Below are 22,350 nucleotides of genomic sequence, written 5' to 3'. Positions count from 1 at the left end.
GCCTTGAGATGACCGGTTGTCTACAATAAATTTGGATGATAGGCAGTGTGTAGTTTTGAAGGTATCATATACCTTTTTATGATAGATACAGTAACAGAATTCACGAGCCCAAAGTGGTGCGTGAATTTTATACAATAAAAAACTGTATCAGCTGTGGCGACATAGCCAAGTGGTAAGGCACGGGTCTGCAACACCCTGATCACCAGTTCAAATCTGGTTGTCGCCTTAGTTATTTTAAAAAGCTCAAATTCTTTCAAATAGGAGGATTTGAGCTTTTTTGCGAATTGGAAACTGTTTCTTGAGCTTACTTTGACAGGAGACTCTTGGACAAAATGGTTTATTAGGGAGAAATAAGAATATGAATCAAAAACGAAGGCTTAGGGTAAGAGTTGCGATCTTTTGCCTAGTATCGACAATGGCAGTGGTAGCACAGGGCAGAAATATCATAAGCATTGGTGCTGTTAAAGCTGCAAAGGCAGCTACAAAAACAATCAAATGGAACTCTAAGTGGAAATATGCAAAAAATTCTGTTATTCATAGTGGAAAGGCAAAGCTCTACTATGCACAGGAAAACAGAAAGGATATTGTGGTCTGTGTAAATGCTGGGCATGGAACCAAGGGTGGAGCCAATGTCAAAACTCTGTGTCATCCGGATGGTTCAGCAAAGGTAACGAGCGGAAGTACGGCAAAGGGGGCAAAAAAAGCAACAGCTGTAGCTTATGGAACAACGATGGAGGATGGCACACCGGAGTACAAGGTGACACTTAAGCTGGCAAAAGAGCTAAAAAAAAGATTGCTGGCTGCCGGCTATGATGTTTTGATGATAAGAGAAACGGATGATGTACAGCTGGATAATATAGCCAGAACGGTAATGGCGAATAATATAGCGGATTGCCATATTGCCCTTCATTATGATTCTACCCAGAAGGATAAGGGAGCCTTTTATATGAGCGTTCCCAATGTGAAATCCTATCGGAGCATGGAGCCGGTGGCTTCCTTGTGGAAGGAACACGAAAAACTGGGAAAGGCTTTAATTAAAGGGCTTGAGTCAAAAAGGGTAAAAATATTTTCCAGTGGTTCCATGGCCATGGATTTGACTCAAACCTCTTATTCTACCATACCCTCTGTTGATTTGGAGGTAGGCGATAGGGCTTCTGATTATTCTAAAAAGTCGCTGGAAAAGCTGGCAAAGGGAATTACTGCCGGAGTAGAAGCGTATTTTGAATAGCCGCAGTGTGAAGATAAAGATGGGCTGTTTATATGAAAAAGGGGAGTGCTGCTCCCCTTTTCTGATAGAGAAAGCTATACGGTATATTTATTTACCAGAATCCGTAGATTTTCAGTATCTGTAAATAAATTATCAGATAAAACAGAGATCTGATCAAAGCTCTCTGTAAGTCTTATTACGTTGTTACTGATTTCCACAGTAGCCTCTGCAGACTGTCCACTTGCTTTTGACAGCATGTCCATCGTTTTTGTCATAGTGTTCATAGAGTCAAGAATACAGGTGGAAATGTTGGCAATCTCTGTTGTAACTGCCTGGAAACCATCAGCATCATTGCTGTACAGCTCGCCGGTTTCTACCGTCTTTTCGTAATCGGCCACAACATTTTCACTGATGAACTGGTAAATATCATTGAGAGTCTTTACCAGTTCCTTAACAATATCCAGTACACTTTTATTGACAGTACGGATTTCTTCTACGGCCTTAGCGGAGTCAGAGGCCAGACTGGTAATTTCAGAGGCAACGACTGCAAAGCCCCGGCCGGAATCACCAGCTCTTGCGGCCTCAATTGAAGCATTGAGGGCCAAAAGATTGGTCTGGCTTGCAATATCCATAATTGTATCTGTCAGGGTATTGATTTTTTCAACAGCCTTGGCATTTTCAATGGCCTGGTCTAATTTTGCCTTTGTATCTTCATTTAACTCTTTGGTACGCTTCTGAGAAAGCAGTGCAAAAGTCTTAAGCTCTCCAGCACGGCTCTTTATCTTGATGGAGTTTTCAGCCTCTGAGCTAGCCTGATTTGTCATTTGCTCCAGTCTTTCATTAATTTCTCCGCTAACAGCCGTTGCTTCTTCTACAGAAGCGGCATTTTCCTCCATGCTACTGGAAATGTTGGAAGCCATTGTATTCATTGTGCGGATAAGGGTAAGGCCTTCGTCTACCCGTTTTTTAGTCTCCTGCATTCCGATGGAAGTCTGCTCGGAAATCTGAATGACCTTGCATATCAGGGAGCGGAAGGCTTCCTGCATTTTGTTAAAATTATCAGCCAGGGCACCAATTTCATCTTTACTGCTATAATCAATTTTCTGGGTTAAATCACCGCTGTTTTCTGCCATCAGTATCAGCTTATTTAAAATAAGACGGATAGGACGGACTATGCCCTTCCTAACTGTAAATATAAGCAATATATAGATTACTAAAACAACAGCAATTGCAAGTAAAGAAAATTCTTGCAGTAATATACTTTTTTCTTTTATAGTGGACATACTGGTATCTGCTTCTGTAAGTATCTCTTCTCGCAGTGCGGTAACAGCTTCATTGATACTGGTGGCAACACCATCAAACTCATTCATCATAAGGTTTCCACTTTCGGGACCGCCAGTGATATAGGCCTGTGCCATTTGCTTGCCAACCTCATAATATGGAGTAAACTTGCTTCGAAGCTCTTTGACTTCCTCCTGATAAGCAGGATTGGTTTCTGCAAGTTTATCCAGAGTGTTATAAAAATTCTGGGCATGAGCCTCAGCCTCATCAAAGCCATCATCGTAGCCATCGGTGGCTCTGGTTGCACTGATATCAGTCAGCCACTGTTGAACCTGTACAACGGACAGCACTAACTTATCCGCCATAATCACAGACTCATAGGATACATCTTTAAGGGTGTTAATGCGAGTGATATTTTCCGACATAAAAAAATATGTTAGAACCATACATATGCTAAAAATTCCGCTTAATATTGATAGTGGTAATATAATTTTTGTTTGAATGCTTTTCATTTGTTTCCTTTTCTCCTTTAAAACTTCTCTTTTTGTAAGTAATCAATAAATTTTCGTATAGCGTCAAAGCTTTCCTTGCTGATAACGTGCTCCATACGGCAGGCATCTTCAACAGCAATTTTTTTATCGACACCAAGGTGTTCCAGCCAGGAGGAAAGAAGAAGATGGCGTTCATAAATCATATCGGCGATTTCCTTACCAGCTTCGGTCAGATAAATAAATCCCTCTTTAGTAACGGTAATATAATTTTTTTCACGCAGGTTCTTCATTGCAACGCTCACGCTGGGCTTTTTAAAGCCTAAATACTCGGCAATATCAACAGAACGCACAACAGGCCGTGTCTGACTTAAAATAAGAATGGCCTCCAGATAATTTTCAGCAGATTCATTTACAACCATAATGCACCTCGACATATTTTATTTTTCATATAATTTATTGTATCATATTTTAAATAGAAAGGCAATGAGAGGACTTGACAAAATATATAAGTTAGTCTATACTAACTTATATAAAATGATACTTACTTTTAATTGAGTGCTAATAACAGGAAAAGAGGGATTTTATGAGCGTTGTAATTATTGGAGGACATGACAGAATGGTACATCAATATAGAAAGATTTGTGAAAGCTATCATTGTAAGGCAAAGATATTTACAAAGATGTCGGCCCAGATGGATAAGCAGATAGGAAATCCTGATTTGGTAGTGCTTTTTACAAATACAGTATCGCACAAAATGATACGCTGTGCACTGGAAGAAGCACAACACTGCAATGCCTGTATTGTAAGAAGTCACAGTAGCAGTAAAAATGCTCTGGAGGGAATATTGCAGGATATATGTGTAGCAGAGTAGATTACATAGAATATGTTGTAGAAAAATGTTTTCCATTGGCAAACAGTAAAAAGTTTTATATAATATAGTTACTTCAGAAGCCGGATTAAATATATCTGAAAAGGGGAGAGGGATAAGTTATGGAAATGAGAAGTCTGGAGCTGCTTTCTAAGGAATACCCTAATATTCAGGCAGCATCGGCAGAGGTAATCAATCTTAATGCGATAAAATGTCTTCCGAAGGGAACGGAGTACTTTTTCAGCGATTTGCATGGAGAATACGAAGGATTTTTGCACTTATTAAGAAGTGCCTCTGGTGTTATTCGGACAAAGATAGAGGATTTGTTCGGAAGGTCTGTTTCAAAGGAAGAACGGGATTTTTTAGCAGAGCTTATTTATTATCCGGAGAAGATGATAAAAAGGCAGCTCCTTTCAGAAAAGGAACGGGAGGAATGGCAGCGGATTATTATATATCGGTTGATACAGGTATGTAAAAAGTCATCGACAAAGTATACCCGTTCTAAGGTGCGTAAAAAAATGCCATCGGAGTATGCTTATATTCTGGATGAGCTCCTCCATGCCGACAGAGATATTGACAAGGAGTACTATTACCAGGAGATTATCCAATCCATTATTGACATGGGTAGCGGCGACAGCTTTATTATTGCTATCTGCACGTTGATACAGGACCTGTGCATTGACCAGCTGCATATTATTGGAGATATCTATGACAGAGGACCGAGGCCGGATATCATTATTAATGAGCTTCGGAGATTTCACACGGTAGATATTCAGTGGGGAAATCATGACATTTCCTGGATGGGAGCGGCCTGCGGCAACTGTGCACTTATTGCCAATGTTGTCCGCATGGCTGTTCATTATAACAATTTTGATTTAATCGAAGATGGATACGGAATCAGTCTCCGGGCATTGGCAACCTTTGCTTCGGAGGTTTATGGGGATGATGACTGCCAGTATTTTATCCCTAATGTATGGGATGAAAATAAGTTTGCACCAGTGACTCTGGAGCTGGCTGCTAAGATGCACAAGGCAATTACGATTATCCAGTTTAAGCTGGAAGGACAGTTGATTAAAAAGCATATGGAATATGCGATGACAGACAGAGCCTGTCTTTTGAATATTGACTATAAAAAGGGTGTTTATTGTCAAAATGGTAGGGAATATCCTTTGAAGGATACAAATTTTCCAACGATTAATCCGGAAAAGCCACTGGAGCTTACGAAGGGCGAAGCAGAGCTTATGGAGATTCTGGAAAAAGCCTTTGAGCACAGTGGCGAGCTGCATCGTCAGATACAGTATATGTATTCCCATGGGGCTATGTATAAATGTGTTAATAATAATCTTTTATTCCATGGCTGTATTCCGATGACAAAAGAGGGTGAATTTGAAACCTTTAGGGCTGAAGAAAAGGAATATGCAGGGAAGGAATATATGGACTGGATTAACGGTGTAGTAAACCGGGCCTATTATTCTAAGGAAAAAGGCAGTAAAAAGCAGCAGGCTGTAGATTTTATGTGGTATCTGTGGTGCGGAAGCAAGTCTCCACTGTTTGGAAAGAGCAAAATGACAACCTTCGAACAGTATTATCTGGAGGAGGCTGAGCTAAAGAAGGAGCAGTTTAATCCTTACTATAAGCTGAGTGAACAGGAGGAAATCTGTGATAAGATATTACAGGAATTTGGTCTGGGCGGAGCACATTCCCATATTATTAATGGCCATGTACCCGTAAAGCTTAAGGATGGGGAAAGTCCGATTAAGGGGAATGGAAAACTGTTTATTATTGATGGGGGCATTTCCAAGGCATATCAGTCAAAAACAGGAATTGCAGGCTATACCCTGATTTACAATTCCAGAACCTTGAATCTGGCAGAGCATAAGCCATTTTCTGAGCATAATCAGACGCCAACCGTGCGGATTATTGAGGTAATGAACCCACGGGTTACGGTAGAGGACACGGATATTGGAAAAGAGCTTACAAGGCAGGCTGAGGAGCTTATGGAACTTATTTCAGCTTACCGAACAGGAAAGCTTTCGGAAAAGTTTAAATAAAAAAAGAAGATTGACGAATAATCCATTGCTTGGTATACTATAATAGTCATAGGAAATATTTTATGGCGACATAGCCAAGTGGTAAGGCATGGGTCTGCAACACCCTGATCACCAGTTCAAATCTGGTTGTCGCCTTGGATTATAGAAAGGCTCTAACCTTGCACCTGCAGGATTAGAGCTTTCTTTTTATTCGATAGAAAATTCTCCTATCGAATTTATTTTAGTAAAGGATTGACGGTAAAATGGCACAGTTTATATCATATTTTTTATATGGCATGGGTGTTAATACCTTTTTTATAAGCGTAATCGTATTTCGAAAGAGAAAGAGCGTACCTGCAATTGGAAACTGGCTGGCTCTGTTCAGCTTTGCAAGTACGATATGGAGTAATGGCTTTTGTATGGTATTTATCCAGGAGGATCCATGGATTGCTTATCTGTGGCGGTGTATGGGTATGATAGGTATGTTTGTATACCTTGTTTCCGGTGTTCATCTGGTCATTGCATGGAGTGGGCTTCAAAACTGGACGATAAGGCTGATACAGAAAATCTCTTATTTTGCAGTGATTTTATGCCCATTTTTATTGCTGCCAGGCAATGTTGAGTTTAAAAAGACCTCTATCGGCATGTCCTATACCTTCTTGCCGGGATTGTGGAATAATCTGTATAACATTTATTGTGTGTTGATTGCGGTCTCCATGGTTGGAGCAGCGGCGTACATATGGAAAGCAGGAAAGAAACGGCGTGACCGGGTTATGGGTGGACGGCTTCTTTTGGCAGAGATAATTATTGTAATCGGCATGGTTATGGATACGATACTTCCGATGTTTGGAGTAGAGGCATTTCCAGGAAGTACGATAAGCCAGGCACTCGGTGTCTTTGCATTTTATGGAATTTATTCAAGCTATCGCAGAAATTTAGTAAATATTGAAAATATGTCGCAGTTTGTTTATTATTCGGTAGAGACTCCGGTATTAGTATATGACGACAAAAGAGAGCTGAAGCTGGCAAATAAAAGTGCAAAGGAGTTTTTGAAGTTTCCGGATGATGACAAGAAAGTACCGTTAAAGGAACTGTTTTTCTTTGATGAGGACGCATATCTGGCAAACCCTCAGGAGAAACAGAAGCTTGATGCCAAATGTCGTGTTAATGATAGAAACTGTCGTCTGGGAATCAATCCGGTTATAGACAAATATAAAGATATAATTGGATATGTTGTAATGATAGAGGATTTTACTGATATTGCTGAGGCAAAGCAGAGAGCAGATGATGCTAATAGGGCAAAGAGCATTTTCCTGGCAAATATGAGTCATGAAATCCGAACTCCACTGAATGCAATTCTTGGTATGGATGAACTGATTCTCAGAGAGAAGCCGGAGGGTTGCATAGAGGAGTATGCAGTTTCTATCAAACGGGCTGGTAATACCCTTCTTGGTATCATTAGTGATATTCTGGATTTATCTAAAATAGAATCAGGTAAAATGACACTTTCTGAGGAAAAATACAGTACAGCTCAGATGCTCCAGGATGTGATTTACATTCTAACTTATAAGATAGAAGAAAAGGGACTGAAGTTTGAAACAGAGATACGAGAGGATGTACCAGAGCTTCTTTATGGGGATGAGCTGCGGATGAAGCAGATTGTGACGAACCTTTTAAACAATGCCGTTAAATATACGTCAAAGGGAAAGATAACCCTGTGCCTTTCCTGGGAACAAAAGGATCATGAAACTATCTGGATGGAGTTTAAGGTAAAGGATACGGGCAGCGGAATTCGCAAAGAGGATATAGAGCGTATATTTACTTCCTTCGAACGGCTGGAGGAGGACAAGAATAAAGGAATCGAGGGAAGTGGACTGGGACTTTCGATTACTCAGAATCTGACAGAGCTTATGGGTGGAAGTCTTTATGTAGAGAGTAAGTATGGAGAGGGAACAGTATTCACAGTGCGGCTTCCTCAAAGGATTGCCTCCTATCGCCCGATGGGAACGCTGGAAATGGAAGGTATCAGCAGAACGTATATTAAGGAAAATTCTTTTATTGCTCCGGAAGCGAGAATTTTAATTGTTGATGATACTCTGGTAACTTTAAGAATTATCCGTGAGCTTTTAAAGAGGACGGAAATCAAGAGTGATCTGGCAACGAACGGGCAGGATGCTCTTAATATGGTAAAAAAGAAGTCCTATAATATGATTTTTCTGGATCATGTCATGCCACAGATGGATGGTATAGAGACACTTAAGAGAATTCAGCAGATTACCGATGGACCGAATGTAGGGATTCCGGTGATTGCCCTGACAGCAAATGCTGTAATCGGTAGTCGTGAGTTCTACCTAAAGAGTGGATTTACCGACTATCTTGCTAAGCCGGTAGACGGAGAAAAGCTTGAAAATATGATAGAAAAATATCTGCCACAGCAGTTAGTGCAGAAGATAGAGAAATGATAAAAAAGCTATTGACGAAAGGAGTTTCAATTGTTATACTGATACCAACCTAAAATTGAATTAAAAGGGAGTAGTTTTAATGCACTGTCAACATCGCGGCTGCCCGGCAGTCTGGTGGTGCATGCCAGAATATTTTGGTTACAAGACTTTTAATGCATCTGCAATAGAAAGCAGCTGCATTAGAAGTCTTTTTTTTCATTTGTTGGGAAAAATAAGGAAAAGGAGAATGAGAAATGGACAATTATTTTAATCAGGAAAGAGAACAACTGTACCAGAAGCTTAGGGCTGGGGAGCAGGGCCTAAGTCGGGAAGAAGCAGAAAAGAGACTTCAAAGGTATGGTGCCAACAAGCTTAGGGAAGGAAAGAAAAAAGGAGTTGTACAGGTGTTTTTAGAACAGTTTTTCGATCTTCTTGTAGCAATCTTGATTGTAGCTGCCTTTATTTCCATGCTTTCTGGAAATATTGAGAGCACAATGGTTATTTTTGCAGTAATTCTTTTAAATGCCATTCTTGGTACTGTACAGCATATAAAGGCAGAAAAATCCCTGGACAGCTTAAAGGCTCTGTCCTCGCCGAGTGCAAAGGTAATAAGGGATGGAGAAAAGCTAGAGCTTCCATCAGAGCAGGTAGTACCAGGGGATATTCTTCTTCTGGAAGCAGGAGACCTTGTAGCTGCGGATGGACGTATTTTGAAAAACTACTCCCTGCAGGTAAATGAAAGCTCTCTGACAGGAGAATCTGCAAATGTAGAAAAGACAGATGCAGTACTGGCGGGTGAGAAAATACCGTTAGCTGACCGAAGAAATATGGTATTTTCCGGCTCTTTAGTGACCTATGGAAGAGCTGAGGTACTGGTATGCAGCACTGGAATGAATACAGAGCTTGGCAGGATTGCAGAGCTTATGAATGCGACAAAGGAGAAAAAGACACCACTCCAGGTGAGTCTGGATGCTTTTTCTGGCCGGCTGGCACTGGTTATCATGCTTATCTGTGGCGGTGTATTTCTACTTTCCATGTACCGGAGTATGCCGATACTGGATTCGCTGATGTTTGCAGTGGCACTGGCGGTTGCGGCGATTCCGGAGGCTCTTGGTTCTATTGTTACGATTGTGCAGGCTATGGGTACCCAGAAGATGGCAAAGGAAAATGCAATTATGAAGGAGCTTTCGGCAGTAGAAAGCTTAGGCTGTGTGTCGGTTATCTGCTCAGATAAGACAGGAACACTGACCCAGAACAAAATGACAGTGAAGCGGCTGTATGCGGATGAAAAAGAATATACAGTAGAGGAATTTTCAGAGCTTCCAGCCTGGGGAGTGGCTCCGGTCTGGAATTACCTCTTCCATGGGGCGGTACTAGCCAATGATTCTTCTATTGTAGAGGGAAGAGGAATTGGTGACCCGACAGAATATGCACTTTTGGAGCTGGTAAGAAAGCTTGGCATGGATGAGAAGCAGATGCGGGTGGAGTATCCGCGGCTGGGGGAGCTTCCCTTTGATTCGGATAGAAAGCTTATGAGTACAAGGCACAATTTTAGTGGACAGAGTGTACTGTTCACCAAGGGTGCTGTGGATGTTCTTTTGGAAAAAACCGATGAAATTTTTACCTCGGCGGGGATAAGAAGAATGACAGAGGAGGATAGAGAGGCCATCCTTAAGAAAAATCAAAGCTTTTCCGAAAATGGTTTGCGGGTATTAGCTTTTGCTTACCGGGAGCTGGGGGAAGTAGTAGCGTTATCATCGGAAAGTGAGGATAATTATGTGTTCCTCGGATTGATTGCTATGATTGATCCTCCAAGGGAGGAATCAAAAGCAGCAGTAGAGGATGCAAAAAAGGCTGGTATCCGCACGATTATGATTACGGGAGACCATAAGGTGACGGCTACAGCAATTGCAAGAGAAATTGGTATTTTTGAGGAAGGAGACCTGGCAGTAACCGGGCAGGAGCTGGAGACTATGTCAGAAAGGGAGCTGGAGGATACGCTTCTTAAAATCAGCGTTTATGCCAGAGTTTCTCCGGAGCATAAGATACGCATTGTGAATGCATGGCAGAAAAGAGGAAATATTGTAGCTATGACAGGGGATGGAGTGAATGATGCACCAGCCCTGAAAAAGGCAGATATTGGTGTGGCAATGGGAATTACAGGCACAGAGGTTTCTAAGGATGCAGCGGCTATGATTCTGGCAGATGATAATTTTGCTACGATTATCAAGGCAGTAGCCAATGGAAGAAATGTGTATCGAAGTATTAAAAATGCAATTCAGTTTTTATTGTCCGGCAATATGGCGGGTATCTTCAGTGTGGTTTACACCTCATTGGCAGGACTTCCGGTGCCCTTTGCTCCGGTACATCTTTTGTTCATTAACCTTTTGACAGATTCTCTTCCGGCCATAGCGATAGGTATGGAACCGGCAGAAAAGGGGCTTTTGGAGGAAGCACCGAGAAACCCGAAGGAAGGCATTATGACAAAGGAATTTATGAGAAATATTATGGTGCAGGGTGGACTGATTGCTGTAGCGACGATGATAGCCTTTCATATTGGCCTGAGAGTGGGTGATGCTAAAACTGCCAGTACAATGGCTTTTGCTACTCTCACAATGGCCCGGCTGTTCCACGGCTTTAATTGCCGTAGCAGGCATTCCATATTTTCGCTTGGTTTCATGAGTAATCCTTATAGTGTCGCGGCTTTTGTAGCTGGTATGGTGCTGACTGGCCTGGTTCTTTGTGTGCCAGTACTTTGGAGACTGTTTTCAATAGCACCGCTGACAGGACGGCTGATTGCATCCAGTCTTGGACTGGCTGTCCTGCCAACGGTACTGATCCAGGGCTTTAAGATTATCAGAAATTAATATTCCTTGCGATTTACAATCCAAAGGGAAAGGGGCAGAGATATGAAAAAGGCGAAAAGAACCAGTCCTGCCTCTCCTAGAAGGAGGTATTTAGAAAAAACAGTATCGCTTATTCTGTCCAGAGAAATTTGCTCTAAAAATCCAAAGCGTTCCATTGCAAGAAGCAAAAGGAATGGAATCATAAACAAAAGGAACATGATATAACGGGCTTTTTCCACCCCAAATTGAAATACGATTGGTAAGAGGATAAAGAAGGAAGTCAGCCCGATGGAAATAGAGGTAAGGCAGCCAAGCAAAAATTCTGAGGTTATGGATTCTTTTAAAATAAAAAGCATAAGATATCCGTAAATACTGCTGGCAATACCGCCGATGGCCACAAGAAGCAGGGTCAAAAGATACTTGGAAAATACCAGCTGGCGGCGGGAAATTGGCAGGGCAAGGGCATAGCCGGTCCATTTATAGGTGTCGTCAAAGGAAAAGCTGGTCATTGTCATCATAACAAAAATGAAAGGTATGAAGGATGCTAAAAACAGGTAATTGTCGGCAAAGAAGCCCCAGATTCCATAAACGACAAAAATAAGAGCCATAACCCGAAACTGTTTGCGAAGTACAAGCAAATCCTTTAATAATAAGGCTTTCATAAGGACATCTCCTTTCCATAATAAAGCATGATATTTTCCAAAGTAGCAGGCTCAATTAAAAGCTTTGGATATAAAGCTGCTGCTTTTCTCCGGTCACTTACTAAAACCTCACAGCCAAAACCGGCAGTATGGCGGCCGCAGATAAGCTCCGGTTCCAGAGAAGTAAGCTCTGATTTTGCACACTTTAAGACACCGTATTGTTCTAATATTAAGTCCTTTTCCTTGGAAAACACCAGCTTGCCTTGATGAATAAAGGTGATGTAGTCTGCGATTTTTTCCAAGTCACTGGTAATGTGTGAGGATAAGAGGATGGAATTTCTCTCATCCTGGATATATTCTAAAAATACGTCAAGGATTTCATTACGGATAACCGGGTCCAGGCCACTGGTAGGCTCATCCAGTAGGAGAAGTCTTGGGCGGTGGGATAGGGCAGTGGCAATGGAAAGCTTCATTTTCATACCACGGGAGTATTCCTTAACAAGCTTTTTCTCTGATAGGGAAAAGGCTGACAGATAGCGGGAATACAGAGCTTTATCCCAGCTTTTATAAGTGGACGCCATGATTTTCCCAATATGGACAGCGGAAAGGTTTTCCGGAAAACGGCATTCATCAAAGACGATACCAAGCTGTTCTTTCAGCTCCAGCTCTGTAGTCCTGTTATATTCTTTTCCAAGAATGTGTACATTGCCGGCATCTTTCTTAACTAGCCCGAGCAGTGCTTTGAGTGTAGTAGTTTTACCTGCTCCATTTTCACCGATGAAGCCCATGATTGAGCCGGATGGCAGTGAAAAGGAGATATGGTCCAGAGTAAAAGCATCATAGGTTTTTGTAATATCGGAAACTTCAAGATTGTAATTTGTATAATATTCCATAATACATCCTTTCTGAAACAATGCTATTCCTGATAGAGCATTTCCAGGAGAGAAATAAGCTCAGAGAGTGGGAGACCTGCTAATCTGGCCTCGTCAATGGCCTGGCTTAAGGCCTCTTCCACATTTTTTAAATGCTCTTCTTTAATCAGTTCTAAATTTGTTCTGCCGACAAAGCTTCCCTTGCCAGTGACGGTTTCGATAAAGCCATCCCGCTCCAGTTCTTCATAGGCCCGCTTGGTTGTAATGACACTGATACGCAGCTCTTTGGCAAGAAGCCGCATCGAAGGCAGAGCATCGCCTTCCTTCAAGGTGCCGTTTAAAATCATGGCCTTAATCTGGGAATAAATCTGGTCATAAATAGGCTGGCTGCTGGTATTGCTGATAATGATATCCATAAAGTGAGCTCCTTTTCATAAGAAGCACCGGCTGCAGTCCGGGATTCTTATGTTATAGTGTATATATACTGTATACACAATATAACACCATATATACACTTTGTCAATAGAAATTTTTTGCTGCTATTATGGACATTTATTCCAGTATAGCTTATACTGGTCATTAGAATGAAAGGCAGAAAGAAGGAGGAAGAGTAACGTGAAGGTAGTAATTATGGAATCTCTTGGTGTATCTGCGGAGGAAATGGCTGCACGAAAGAAGCCCTTTGAGGAGAAAGGGGTTGTTTTTGAGGAGTACGAAAGGACAACGGATACAGAAAAGCTGATAGATGCGGCAAAGGATGCAGAGGCAATGATTTTAGCTAATATGCCTATGCCGGCAGAGGTATTGAGAGCATGTCCGAAGCTTAAATTTATTGACATTGCATTTACCGGTGTTGACCATGTTGGTCTGGACGCTGCAAAGGAAAGAAATATTGCAGTCAGTAATGCATCAGGCTATTCTAATGAGGCAGTTTCTGAGCTGGTTCTGGGAATGACTCTATCTATTATGAGGAATATGCGTGCGGTAGAAGACCGCTGCCGTGAAGGTGGAACAAAGGATGGCCTTGTCGGATGTGAGATCAAAGGTAAGACAGTCGGCATCATTGGTCTTGGAAAAATAGGCACCAGAACAGCAGAGCTTTTCCATGCTTTCGGAGCCGATATTCTGGCAAACAGCCGGACGATAAAGGATGTTCCAAGCTATATTAAGCAGATATCGAAGGAGGAGCTTCTTAAGCTGTCAGATATTGTTGTGCTGCACTGTCCACTGAACGAATCCACCAGAGGAATGATAAATGCCGAAAAACTGGGTATGATGAAAAAAAGTGCGATATTAATCAATGCAGCCCGTGGCCCGGTAGTCTGCTCTGCTGATTTGGCACAGGCTCTAAAGGATGGTACTATCGCCGCTGCCGGAATTGATGTATTTGACAAGGAGCCGCCTCTTGCAGCGGATGAGATATTACTTACTGCTCCGAATACCTTGCTGACACCGCATGTCGCTTTTGCAACAAAGGAGTCTATGAGCCTGCGGGCGGAAATTGTCTTTGATAATCTGGCTGCATGGATGGAAGGGCAGCAGGAAAATGTGATTTTACCATAACTTAGGATAAGGAGAGCAAAGGATGAGTATTAAAAATGAACCTAAGTTTAAGAATCCATTGATAGTAGCGATAAGAGAGCAGCTGGAGCATCGGGCACTCTGGATGTATTTGCTTTGTGACGAGACGAAGAAGAAGGGACTGGATTCTAAGGATTATGCACCTGAGGCAATTAGACGCTGCGGCTTATATCAGGGAGCAAATTTGCGAAAGAAAGCAGGCGGCGGTGATTCGTTGAAAGGTTTAAAGAAAACTTTATTCTCTAAGTTTGCACAGTGGGTTTTTGAGATGGATATTAAACAGTGTACAGATGATCATTTGGATATTGACTTCCATTATTGTCCTTTGGTGAAGGCATGGCAGAAACAGGGATGTACAGAGGAAGAGATCCGGGTACTCTGTGATCATGCAATGTGCGGAGATAGAGGGATTGCAGAAAGCTTCGGATGTGAGTTGGATCTTCCGGCGACTATTGCAAATGGAGATGATGTTTGCCAGATACGATTTGTGAGAAGAAAGAAATAATTTTCAGGGAATAACGGTATACTTATAATAAGCGGTAATCTTACAAGGGTTACCGCTTTTTCATACTTACATGGAAAAAATAAAATTATTAGCACTCACCTCTTGACAGTGCTAATAATAAGTGTTATAGTTGCTATAGAACAAACGAAGACACAAGCACAGATTGGAGGGAATCCTATGAATATAAATAAATTTACCCAAAAGTCACTGCAGGCAGTGAATGACTGTGAAAAAATTGCTTATGATTATGGACATCAGGAGCTTTGTCAGGAGCATCTTCTGTACAGTCTGATGACGATTGATGAAAGTCTGATACGAAAGCTGATAGAAAAGATGGAGATAGACCCGGATGTATTTCTGGCCCAGGTGGAGGGAGCCCTTGCTAAGCGGCCGAAGGTTTCCGGCGGACAGATTTATGTAGGAAATGATTTGAATAAGGCTCTGATTTATGCAGAGGACGAGGCAAAACGGATGGGGGATGAATATGTATCCGTAGAGCATCTGTTTTTAAGTATGTTAAAGCAGCCGTCCAGAGAGCTAAAGCAGATATTTAATGATTTCCGAATCACAAGAGAGCGTTTTTTACAGGCCCTTTCTACCGTAAGAGGTAATCAGAAGGTGACAAGTGATAATCCGGAGGCTACCTATGATACTCTGGAGAAGTATGGCTATGATTTGGTGGAGCGGGCGAGAAACCAAAAGCTTGACCCGGTCATTGGACGGGATTCAGAGATTCGTAATGTAATCCAGATATTATCCCGCAAGACGAAAAATAATCCGGTGCTGATTGGCGAGCCGGGTGTTGGTAAAACAGCCGTTGTAGAAGGACTGGCCCAGCGTATTGTCCGGGGAGATGTACCGGAGGGCTTAAAGGATAAAAAGCTCTTTGCCCTGGATATGGGAAGCATGGTGGCTGGTGCCAAGTATCGTGGTGAGTTTGAGGAGCGTTTGAAGGCTGTATTGGAAGAGGTTAAAAACAGTGATGGACAGATTATTCTTTTTATTGATGAGCTCCATACGATTGTAGGGGCAGGCAAGACAGAGGGCTCCATGGATGCAGGAAATATGTTAAAGCCGATGCTTGCCCGTGGTGAGCTTCACTGCATTGGTGCTACTACCCTGAATGAGTACCGTATGTATATTGAAAAGGATGCGGCTCTGGAACGTCGTTTCCAGCCGGTTATGGTAGACGAGCCTACGGTAGAGGATACGATTTCTATTCTCCGTGGACTAAAGGATCGCTATGAGGTATTCCATGGTGTTAAGATTACGGATGCGGCTTTAGTCAGTGCAGCAGTATTATCTAACCGTTATATTTCCGACCGTTTCCTGCCGGATAAGGCTATTGACCTCGTAGATGAAGCCTGTGCCATGATTAAGACAGAGCTGGATTCTATGCCAGCAGAGTTAGACGAGGTACGCCGCAAGGTAATGCAGATGGAGATTGAAGAGGCAGCCCTGAAAAAGGAAACGGACCATTTAAGCCAGGACCGTCTGGCAGCTCTGCAGAAGGAATTGGCAGAGTTAAGGGAAAGCTTTGCTTCTCAAAAGGCAAAGTGGGATAATGAAAAGGCTTCTGTAGAAAAGGTACAGAAGCTCCGTGAGGAAATCGAGAGCTTGAATAACGATATTCAGGTGGCTCAGAGAAACTATGATTTAAATAAGGCAGCAGAGCTCCAGTATGGAAAGCTTCCGGTATTGAAAAAACAGCTGGAGGAAGAGGAAGAAAAGGTAAAGACCCAGGAGCATGAGCTGGTGCATGAAAGCGTAACAGATGAGGAGATTGCAAAGATTATTTCCCGCTGGACCGGTATTCCGGTAGCTAAACTGACGGAAAGTGAGAGAAACAAGACTCTTCATCTGGACGAGGAGCTTCACAAACGGGTTGTAGGACAGGATGAGGGTGTAACTAAGGTATGCGAGGCTATTTTAAGGTCCAAGGCAGGTATTAAAGATCCAACAAAGCCGATTGGCTCCTTCCTATTCCTGGGACCGACTGGTGTTGGTAAGACGGAGCTTGCCAAAAGTCTGGCAGCGGCTCTGTTTGATAATGAGCAGAATATGGTTCGTATTGATATGAGTGAGTATATGGAGAAATATTCAGTATCCAGACTGATTGGAGCTCCTCCGGGATATGTAGGCTATGAGGAGGGCGGCCAGCTGACCGAGGCTGTCAGAAGAAAGCCGTACTCTGTCGTGCTTTTTGATGAGATTGAAAAGGCTCATCCAGATGTATTTAATGTACTGTTACAGGTATTGGATGATGGACGTATTACCGATTCCCAGGGCAGGACAGTAGACTTTAAGAATACAATTTTGATTATGACCTCCAATATCGGTTCCAGCTATTTACTGGAGGGAATTGAGGAAAACGGTGAAATCAGTGAAGCCAGTGAGGAGCTGGTTATGAATGAGCTGCGGGGACATTTCCGTCCGGAATTTTTAAATCGTCTGGATGAAATTATTATGTTCAAGCCGCTCAGCCGGGATAATATTGGCGGTATTATAAAGCTTCTTCTGGAGGATTTAAACCGCCGACTGGCAGATAAGGAGCTTACGATTGAGCTGACTCCGGTGGCTGTGGACTATATCGTAGAAAGGGCTTATGATCCGCTTTACGGTGCCAGACCGCTGAAGCGATATCTGCAGAAGCATGTAGAAACCCTGACAGCAAGGCTTATTTTAAGCGATACCGTCAGGGCAGGTAATCGAATTATTATTGATGTTAAAAATAATGAGCTGGCAGCAGAGGCTGTTTAAGCCCTGCTCTGACCCAGGGCAGTGGAAACCTTGTCAGCAAATTCTGAAAGGAAGGTATCGTCCGGTGTGCCTGGTGCCCATTTAATGTTTATCCTGTCGTTTTCATAACGCGGAATCAGGTGGACATGGAGATGAAAGACAGACTGGCCGGCAGCCTCTCCATTGTTCTGTAGTACATTCAGGCCGTCACAGTGAAGGATATCCTGCATCACTGTGGCGACCTTTTTTGCTACGACAAGGATTCTGGAAGCATCCTCATCGGAAAGCTCATAAAGGTTAGCTGCGTGATTTTTTGGCAGAATAATCGCATGGCCCTTGGAGGCTGGAGAAATGTCCAGGATAACACGGAAGCTTTCGTCCTCATACAGGGTTTTGGATGGAATTTCACCAGCGGCGATTTTGCAGAAAATACAATCCTCTTTTTTCATTTTCATTACCTCACTTATACTAAAATTGAAATACGGTATCAAAGGCCCTCAGGGTCTTAAAATTACCCTTGGCAGTCAGAGAGCCGGACATAAAGGCATGCTGGAAGGTCATCCGTCCAGCGACAATATCCTCCATGACTGCATAACTGGTACGGGCTGTGACATCTGCATCACTTTTTTGACCATAGTAGCAGTTAAGCTTTTCACCAGAAACCTCGACTATCAGAGTGCGGTTAGAATCCTCAATCGTAATAGCATAGGATGCATGAAAGTCATCCAAAGGCTTAAAGTGGGACTTTAATGCAGGAATAAACTCCTCAGAGGAAGTATCGTCACCTAAAAGCTCCTTAAACATCAGAGTGAGCTCTTCGATATCTTCCTTTTGCTTTTTTACATAGGTATCGTCAGAAACATACATAGAAAGCTGTTCTGTCTCCTGTGGAGTCAAATCCAGAGGCTGTAGCCGGAGCATAGTCTCCTGAAGGGAGTAGATGCTGCTTGGGAATCGAGCGGGCTTCTGGTTAATCGTTCGATACAAGCCTTCGGCGGCTTTCTCAATTAAAAGGGAATACTGTGGGCTGGTTTCGAAGGCGACATGGTTACTGACATAGGCACAGATGCCCCGGCAGGTAAGGCCGCCTAAAAGCTCCCAGGCACGCAGAAGAGAAAGCTCCTGCTCCCGCTCACCGTAAATGTTGGAAATAATGACTGGCATCATATAAATTGTTTTTACCTTTTCCTTATCGGCATAGAGCCAGCAGGCATCCAGAAACTGGCTTAAGAGGCCGCCAAGGCCAAACCATTCCACGTTGGTAGCCAGGATAATACCATCACAGTCCTTTAAGGTGCTCGGAAGGGTAGAAATCCCCTGTTTATCTTCATAAAGATTATATCGACGGACTTCGACCCGAAGCTCTTCTAAAACCATTGTAATCTTATTAAGGACATAAAGGGTAGAATCCTCTATCAATCCGCGTCCGCCATAGTAAATATTAATTTTCATCATAGGAATATGTGTCCCCCTCTGCGTAAAAATTCATAGTTGCCTTTATCCTATGATTATACCCCATTAGAGAAAATCCTGCAATATCTGACAGGACAGTAAAATTACGTCGATAAAATTTTGTTGCAAAGAGGGTTTCCTTTCGTATAATGTAGTTTATGTAAAGAAATACAAGCTTCATAAAATGAGAAAACGGGAGGTACATAAGGAATGAACGAGGTAAGATATATGATTTCCGATGCGGCGAAGCTTCTTGATGTAGAAGCTCATGCACTGCGGTATTGGGAGGAGGAATTGGACCTTAAAATTCCCAGAAACGAGATGGGACACCGTTACTACAGAGAAAAAGAGATTAAGATGCTTGAAAAGATAAAGGACTTAAAGGATAAGGGGTATCAGCTGAGAGCCATAAAGATGGAAATAGAGGAAATGGAAACAAAGGGAGAAAAGGTACGGCCGCTGGCACTGGTAAAAAAGGAAGGAAAGGAGCTGGAAGCAGACCATGGCATCGGCGATCTGTCACCGGCAGAAAAAATGCAGCAGTTTCGGGAAATTATGGGGGAAATTATCGAGCAGGCTATTCGTAATAATAATGATGAGCTTTGCCAGAATGTAGGCGAGGTTGTATCTAGCCAGGTATTAAAGGAAATGGATTATCTCGCAAGAGATAAGGATGAGAAAGACGAAGAGAGGTTCCGGCGACTGGATGAGGTCATTCGTGAAATTCAAAAAAGCCGCCAGGAGGCGGCTGCAGCAGATATGGTGAAGCTAAAGGAAAAGAAGAAAAAGGGCTTCTTCAGGCGTTAGAGCTTTCGCTCGAAGTGCTGGTAGTCCTTGGAGTTCTTCCAGTCACCGCCCCAGGTAAAGCCATATTTTTTAAAGATGCGGACACATCTATCCTCCGGGCAAATGTAATAAGGATTGGAAAGGGTGCGGTCAGCAAAGGCCTCGGCTTCTTCGGGAAGTACCTTTCCACTACTTTTTATATACGGGTTATACAGCGGATTGATATCGATGGCGAGTCCAAAGCTGTGATTGGACAGGCGGTCGGTACCGCTGATAACCCGGTAACAAAAGGCACTGGAGTTATTGGCAGCCATAGAACGGTCGTCATCCGCATCATAGTCATCAATCAGGGAAATCTTTTCAATAGGGTATTTTTCCTCAAAAAGCTCTTTAAAAATAGAAATTACATCCTCGGCAATCTCTGCATTTACCACAAGCTCACCCTGGCAGATTTCACCGTCAAAATTAACGTAAGCAACGGTAAGATAGCGGAGAGTGTCTAGGCTAAGAGGACAGCCCTCCGGGTAGGATTTGCCCTGCATCCGGGCAAAAATGGCAGTTGTAATTTTAGAAATGGAAAAATAGGAATCATAGTCTGGTATAGCCATAGCAGTCTCCTCCGATGCTGGTGTTGTTTCTTTGGGCAGCATAGTTGAAGGCTTTTCTGTCTCAGCAGGCGGTGTAGAAGGAACTGCAGAAGGAGTCGGAGTGACGGCTTCGCTGGCAGTATTCACCGGCTTCATAGAACAGCCTGTTAAAAAAAGAAGGCAGAAAAGCAAAAGAAGTTTTCCGGTCATTATATTAATCATCCTCCTCGATTATCTGGATTTCCAGATAATCAAAATCAATCGAATCTATAAAATTGTCCTGGGTGAACCGGGTCTTATCGTGTTTTTTAAAGTCTTCTATGGTGCTGTCCAGCCAGATAGGCTTGGATAAGTCAAATTCATAGCACAGTTCATCTATCGCATCAAAAATCTTCCGGGTACGGTTAAGCTCGGGATTACCATTTTCAACAACCATATCCTTTAATAAACGGGTATCCTTCCAGATTTTACCCCACAATCGAAACATATGAAATCTCCTCTCAAAATAGTACAAAGCTTTATTCATTATATAATGAAATGAGGAGAAAGGCAATTATTAAAAAGTAGTTGCTTTTTTTATATAATGTGGTATGATAAAAGGAGTTTCTGACAAGACAGTAAACATGACAGAAAACAATGAGGCTTTTAAATGAAAAGGTGGAGGAAAAGTATGAAAAAAATATTTAACCGGATTTTTGTGGATGGACTCAGTGGTATGGCTTCTGGTTTGTTTGCTACCCTGATTATTGGAACGATTATCCAACAGATAGGTCTTTTAGTTGGAGGAGAGCTTGGCAATGCCCTGTATACGATGGGAAAGGTAGCAGCTGCAGTAACGGGAGCTGGGATTGGCTGCGGTGTAGCTGTGCGTCTAAAGGAAAGTCCGCTGGTTATTTTATCAGCAGCAACGACAGGTATGGTTGGTGCCTTTGCCAGCAAGATTTTGGCTGGTACAGTTTTAGTTGATGGTGTGATTACCCTGGCTGGTCCGGGGGAGCCTTTGGGAGCTTTTATTGGAGCTTACATAGGAATTGAAGCCGGACATCTGGTTTCCGGGAAAACGAAAATAGATATTTTAGTAACGCCGATGATATCTATTGTTACCGGAAGTATTGTTGGCCTTTTGGTAGGCCCTTCGATTTCTGTGTTTATGACCAGACTGGGAGAGCTGATTCAGTGGGGAACAGAGCAGTATCCGTTTGTTATGGGTATCGTGGTATCCGTTCTTATGGGCATGATACTGACGTTGCCAATCAGTTCAGCGGCTCTTGGTGTTATTTTAAATCTTGGTGGTATTGCAGCAGGAGCAGCAACGATTGGCTGCTGTGCTAATATGGTAGGCTTTGCAGTAGCCAGCTATCGGGAAAACAAAGTGGGTGGACTTCTAGCCCAGGGACTTGGAACCAGTATGCTGCAGGTACCAAATATCGTGCGGAAACCATTAATCTGGCTCCCGGCAATTTTAACAAGTGCTATTTTAGGACCGATTTCCACCTGTATTCTGAAGATGACCAATAATGCCGTGGGCTCTGGTATGGGAACCTCCGGACTGGTAGGACAGATTATGACCTATCAGACCATGGCTCCAACAGAAGGATCGGTAAAAACCCTGATTCTTATCTTTGTTATGCATTTTCTGGCACCGGGCTTTCTGGCCTTTGTGATTTCAGAATTTATGCGGAAGAATAAATGGATTAAAAATGGAGATATGAAGCTGGATATTTAAATTTTGGTTTATTGCATTGAAATAATTTAATATTGTAATTTCTTTTATACAGCAGACAGGTTCTGCAAAGTTTTGCTTGCGATAGCTCGCTCCTTCTCAACTTCTCCTAAGATGTTCTATATAAAATCTCAGGAGAGCCTTCGATTTTAAGAACATCTAAGGAGTGATTTTCGAACTCACTTCCGCAATATCGCAAGCAAAATCTTTGCAGAACCTGTCTAGTATCAAAGAATTTATATTTACTAAAAGCTTTCAATGCATAAACCAAAATTCTTATCATTCCAAGTAAAATGCTAA

General features: G+C 42.5%; 19 protein-coding genes, 2 tRNA genes and 1 pseudogene. 12 read left to right on the top strand and 10 right to left on the bottom strand.

Annotation, left to right across the window (positions count from 1 at the left end; genetic code table 11):
* The first annotated feature begins 155 nt into the window (after positions 1 to 155).
* Positions 156 to 226 (top strand) — tRNA-Cys (locus ASU35_RS12400).
* 264 nt (positions 227 to 490) lie between these two features.
* Positions 491 to 1,228 (top strand): annotated as a pseudogene (locus tag ASU35_RS12395) (N-acetylmuramoyl-L-alanine amidase family protein); the annotation flags it as partial.
* A gap of 74 nt (positions 1,229 to 1,302) precedes the next feature.
* On the opposite strand, the gene ASU35_RS12390 reads toward ASU35_RS12395, so the two are convergent.
* A complete protein-coding gene (locus tag ASU35_RS12390) occupies positions 1,303 to 2,853 on the bottom strand; it encodes a methyl-accepting chemotaxis protein (RefSeq protein ID WP_172794639.1) in 1,551 nt (516 codons plus the stop codon).
* A 164-nt stretch (positions 2,854 to 3,017) separates the two neighbouring features.
* Entirely contained in the window at positions 3,018 to 3,398 is a 381-nt protein-coding gene (locus tag ASU35_RS12385) for a metal-dependent transcriptional regulator (protein ID WP_058353315.1), read from the bottom strand.
* 164 nt (positions 3,399 to 3,562) lie between these two features.
* Here ASU35_RS12385 and ASU35_RS12380 point away from each other — a divergent pair, with 164 nt between their 5' ends.
* The 5 genes from ASU35_RS12380 to ASU35_RS12360 all read left to right on the top strand — a co-directional run bounded on the left by ASU35_RS12380 (position 3,563) and on the right by ASU35_RS12360 (position 11,185).
* Positions 3,563 to 3,850 carry a DUF2325 domain-containing protein gene (locus tag ASU35_RS12380; protein ID WP_058353314.1) on the top strand — a complete coding sequence of 96 codons (288 nt, stop codon included), beginning with the start codon at positions 3,563 to 3,565 and terminating at the stop codon, positions 3,848 to 3,850.
* 119 nt (positions 3,851 to 3,969) lie between these two features.
* Positions 3,970 to 5,898, top strand: a complete 1,929-nt coding sequence (locus ASU35_RS12375) for a fructose-1,6-bisphosphatase (RefSeq protein WP_058353313.1) — start codon at positions 3,970 to 3,972, stop codon at positions 5,896 to 5,898.
* 64 nt (positions 5,899 to 5,962) lie between these two features.
* Positions 5,963 to 6,033: transfer RNA gene (locus ASU35_RS12370), tRNA-Cys, on the top strand.
* Positions 6,034 to 6,140: 107 nt separating this feature from the next.
* Positions 6,141 to 8,339, top strand: coding sequence for an ATP-binding protein (locus tag ASU35_RS12365; RefSeq protein ID WP_058353312.1), 2,199 nt, complete (start codon positions 6,141 to 6,143; stop codon positions 8,337 to 8,339).
* A 233-nt stretch (positions 8,340 to 8,572) separates the two neighbouring features.
* Positions 8,573 to 11,185 carry a cation-translocating P-type ATPase gene (locus tag ASU35_RS12360; RefSeq protein WP_058353311.1) on the top strand — a complete coding sequence of 871 codons (2,613 nt, stop codon included), beginning with the start codon at positions 8,573 to 8,575 and terminating at the stop codon, positions 11,183 to 11,185.
* On the opposite strand, the gene ASU35_RS12355 is transcribed toward ASU35_RS12360, so the two are convergent.
* Genes ASU35_RS12355 through ASU35_RS12345 form a run of 3 tightly spaced genes read right to left on the bottom strand, consistent with a single transcriptional unit; the run spans position 11,182 to position 13,093 of the window.
* On the bottom strand, positions 11,182 to 11,826 hold the full coding sequence (locus ASU35_RS12355) for an ABC-2 transporter permease (protein WP_058353310.1): 645 nt from the start codon (positions 11,824 to 11,826) through the stop codon (positions 11,182 to 11,184). The two genes, ASU35_RS12360 and ASU35_RS12355, sit on opposite strands and share 4 nt — an antisense overlap.
* A complete protein-coding gene (locus tag ASU35_RS12350) occupies positions 11,823 to 12,698 on the bottom strand; it encodes an ABC transporter ATP-binding protein (protein ID WP_058353309.1) in 876 nt (291 codons plus the stop codon). The genes ASU35_RS12355 and ASU35_RS12350 overlap by 4 nt, the downstream gene beginning before the upstream one ends.
* Before the next feature lie 23 nt (positions 12,699 to 12,721).
* On the bottom strand, positions 12,722 to 13,093 hold the full coding sequence (locus ASU35_RS12345) for a GntR family transcriptional regulator (RefSeq protein ID WP_058353308.1): 372 nt from the start codon (positions 13,091 to 13,093) through the stop codon (positions 12,722 to 12,724).
* Positions 13,094 to 13,292: 199 nt separating this feature from the next.
* Between ASU35_RS12345 and ASU35_RS12340 the strand changes: the two genes are divergently transcribed.
* From ASU35_RS12340 to clpB, 3 genes are all read left to right on the top strand, one after another.
* Positions 13,293 to 14,240, top strand: coding sequence for an NAD(P)-dependent oxidoreductase (locus ASU35_RS12340; RefSeq protein ID WP_058353307.1), 948 nt, complete (start codon positions 13,293 to 13,295; stop codon positions 14,238 to 14,240).
* A 22-nt stretch (positions 14,241 to 14,262) separates the two neighbouring features.
* Positions 14,263 to 14,763, top strand: a complete 501-nt coding sequence (locus ASU35_RS12335; RefSeq protein ID WP_058353306.1) for an L-2-amino-thiazoline-4-carboxylic acid hydrolase — start codon at positions 14,263 to 14,265, stop codon at positions 14,761 to 14,763.
* A 177-nt stretch (positions 14,764 to 14,940) separates the two neighbouring features.
* A complete protein-coding gene (gene clpB, locus ASU35_RS12330) occupies positions 14,941 to 17,523 on the top strand; it encodes an ATP-dependent chaperone ClpB (protein ID WP_058353305.1) in 2,583 nt (860 codons plus the stop codon).
* On the opposite strand, the gene ASU35_RS12325 is transcribed toward clpB, so the two are convergent.
* Positions 17,520 to 17,951: an HIT family protein gene (locus ASU35_RS12325; RefSeq protein ID WP_058353304.1), complete on the bottom strand. Its 432-nt coding sequence runs from the start codon at positions 17,949 to 17,951 to the stop codon at positions 17,520 to 17,522. The genes clpB and ASU35_RS12325 overlap by 4 nt on opposite strands.
* 19 nt (positions 17,952 to 17,970) lie before the next feature.
* The gene (locus tag ASU35_RS12320) at positions 17,971 to 18,954 is read right to left on the bottom strand and encodes an SCP2 sterol-binding domain-containing protein (RefSeq protein WP_058353319.1); all 984 of its coding nucleotides are present in this window, start codon (positions 18,952 to 18,954) and stop codon (positions 17,971 to 17,973) included.
* 210 nt (positions 18,955 to 19,164) lie between these two features.
* On the opposite strand from ASU35_RS12320, the gene ASU35_RS12315 reads away from it, so the two are divergent.
* A complete protein-coding gene (locus ASU35_RS12315) occupies positions 19,165 to 19,761 on the top strand; it encodes a MerR family transcriptional regulator (RefSeq protein ID WP_058353303.1) in 597 nt (198 codons plus the stop codon).
* On the opposite strand, the gene ASU35_RS12310 is transcribed toward ASU35_RS12315, so the two are convergent.
* Positions 19,758 to 20,537, bottom strand: coding sequence for a M15 family metallopeptidase (locus tag ASU35_RS12310; protein ID WP_242861282.1), 780 nt, complete (start codon positions 20,535 to 20,537; stop codon positions 19,758 to 19,760). The genes ASU35_RS12315 and ASU35_RS12310 overlap by 4 nt on opposite strands.
* A gap of 4 nt (positions 20,538 to 20,541) precedes the next feature.
* Positions 20,542 to 20,814, bottom strand: coding sequence for a hypothetical protein (locus ASU35_RS12305; protein ID WP_058353302.1), 273 nt, complete (start codon positions 20,812 to 20,814; stop codon positions 20,542 to 20,544).
* Positions 20,815 to 20,997: 183 nt separating this feature from the next.
* Between ASU35_RS12305 and ASU35_RS12300 the strand changes: the two genes are divergently transcribed.
* Entirely contained in the window at positions 20,998 to 22,053 is a 1,056-nt protein-coding gene (locus ASU35_RS12300; RefSeq protein WP_058353301.1) for a PTS sugar transporter subunit IIC, read from the top strand.
* A 106-nt stretch (positions 22,054 to 22,159) separates the two neighbouring features.
* On the opposite strand, the gene ASU35_RS19915 is transcribed toward ASU35_RS12300, so the two are convergent.
* Positions 22,160 to 22,350, bottom strand: a 191-nt coding sequence (locus tag ASU35_RS19915; protein WP_207644134.1) for a hypothetical protein, incomplete at its 5' end; no start/stop codon positions are given.

Origin of the sequence: Acetivibrio ethanolgignens, assembly GCF_001461035.1 — a bacterium.
GTDB lineage: Bacteria > Bacillota > Clostridia > Lachnospirales > Lachnospiraceae > Velocimicrobium > Velocimicrobium ethanolgignens.
The sequence above is the reverse complement of the archived record's forward strand: the minus strand, read 5'-3'. Positions and strand labels throughout refer to the sequence as shown.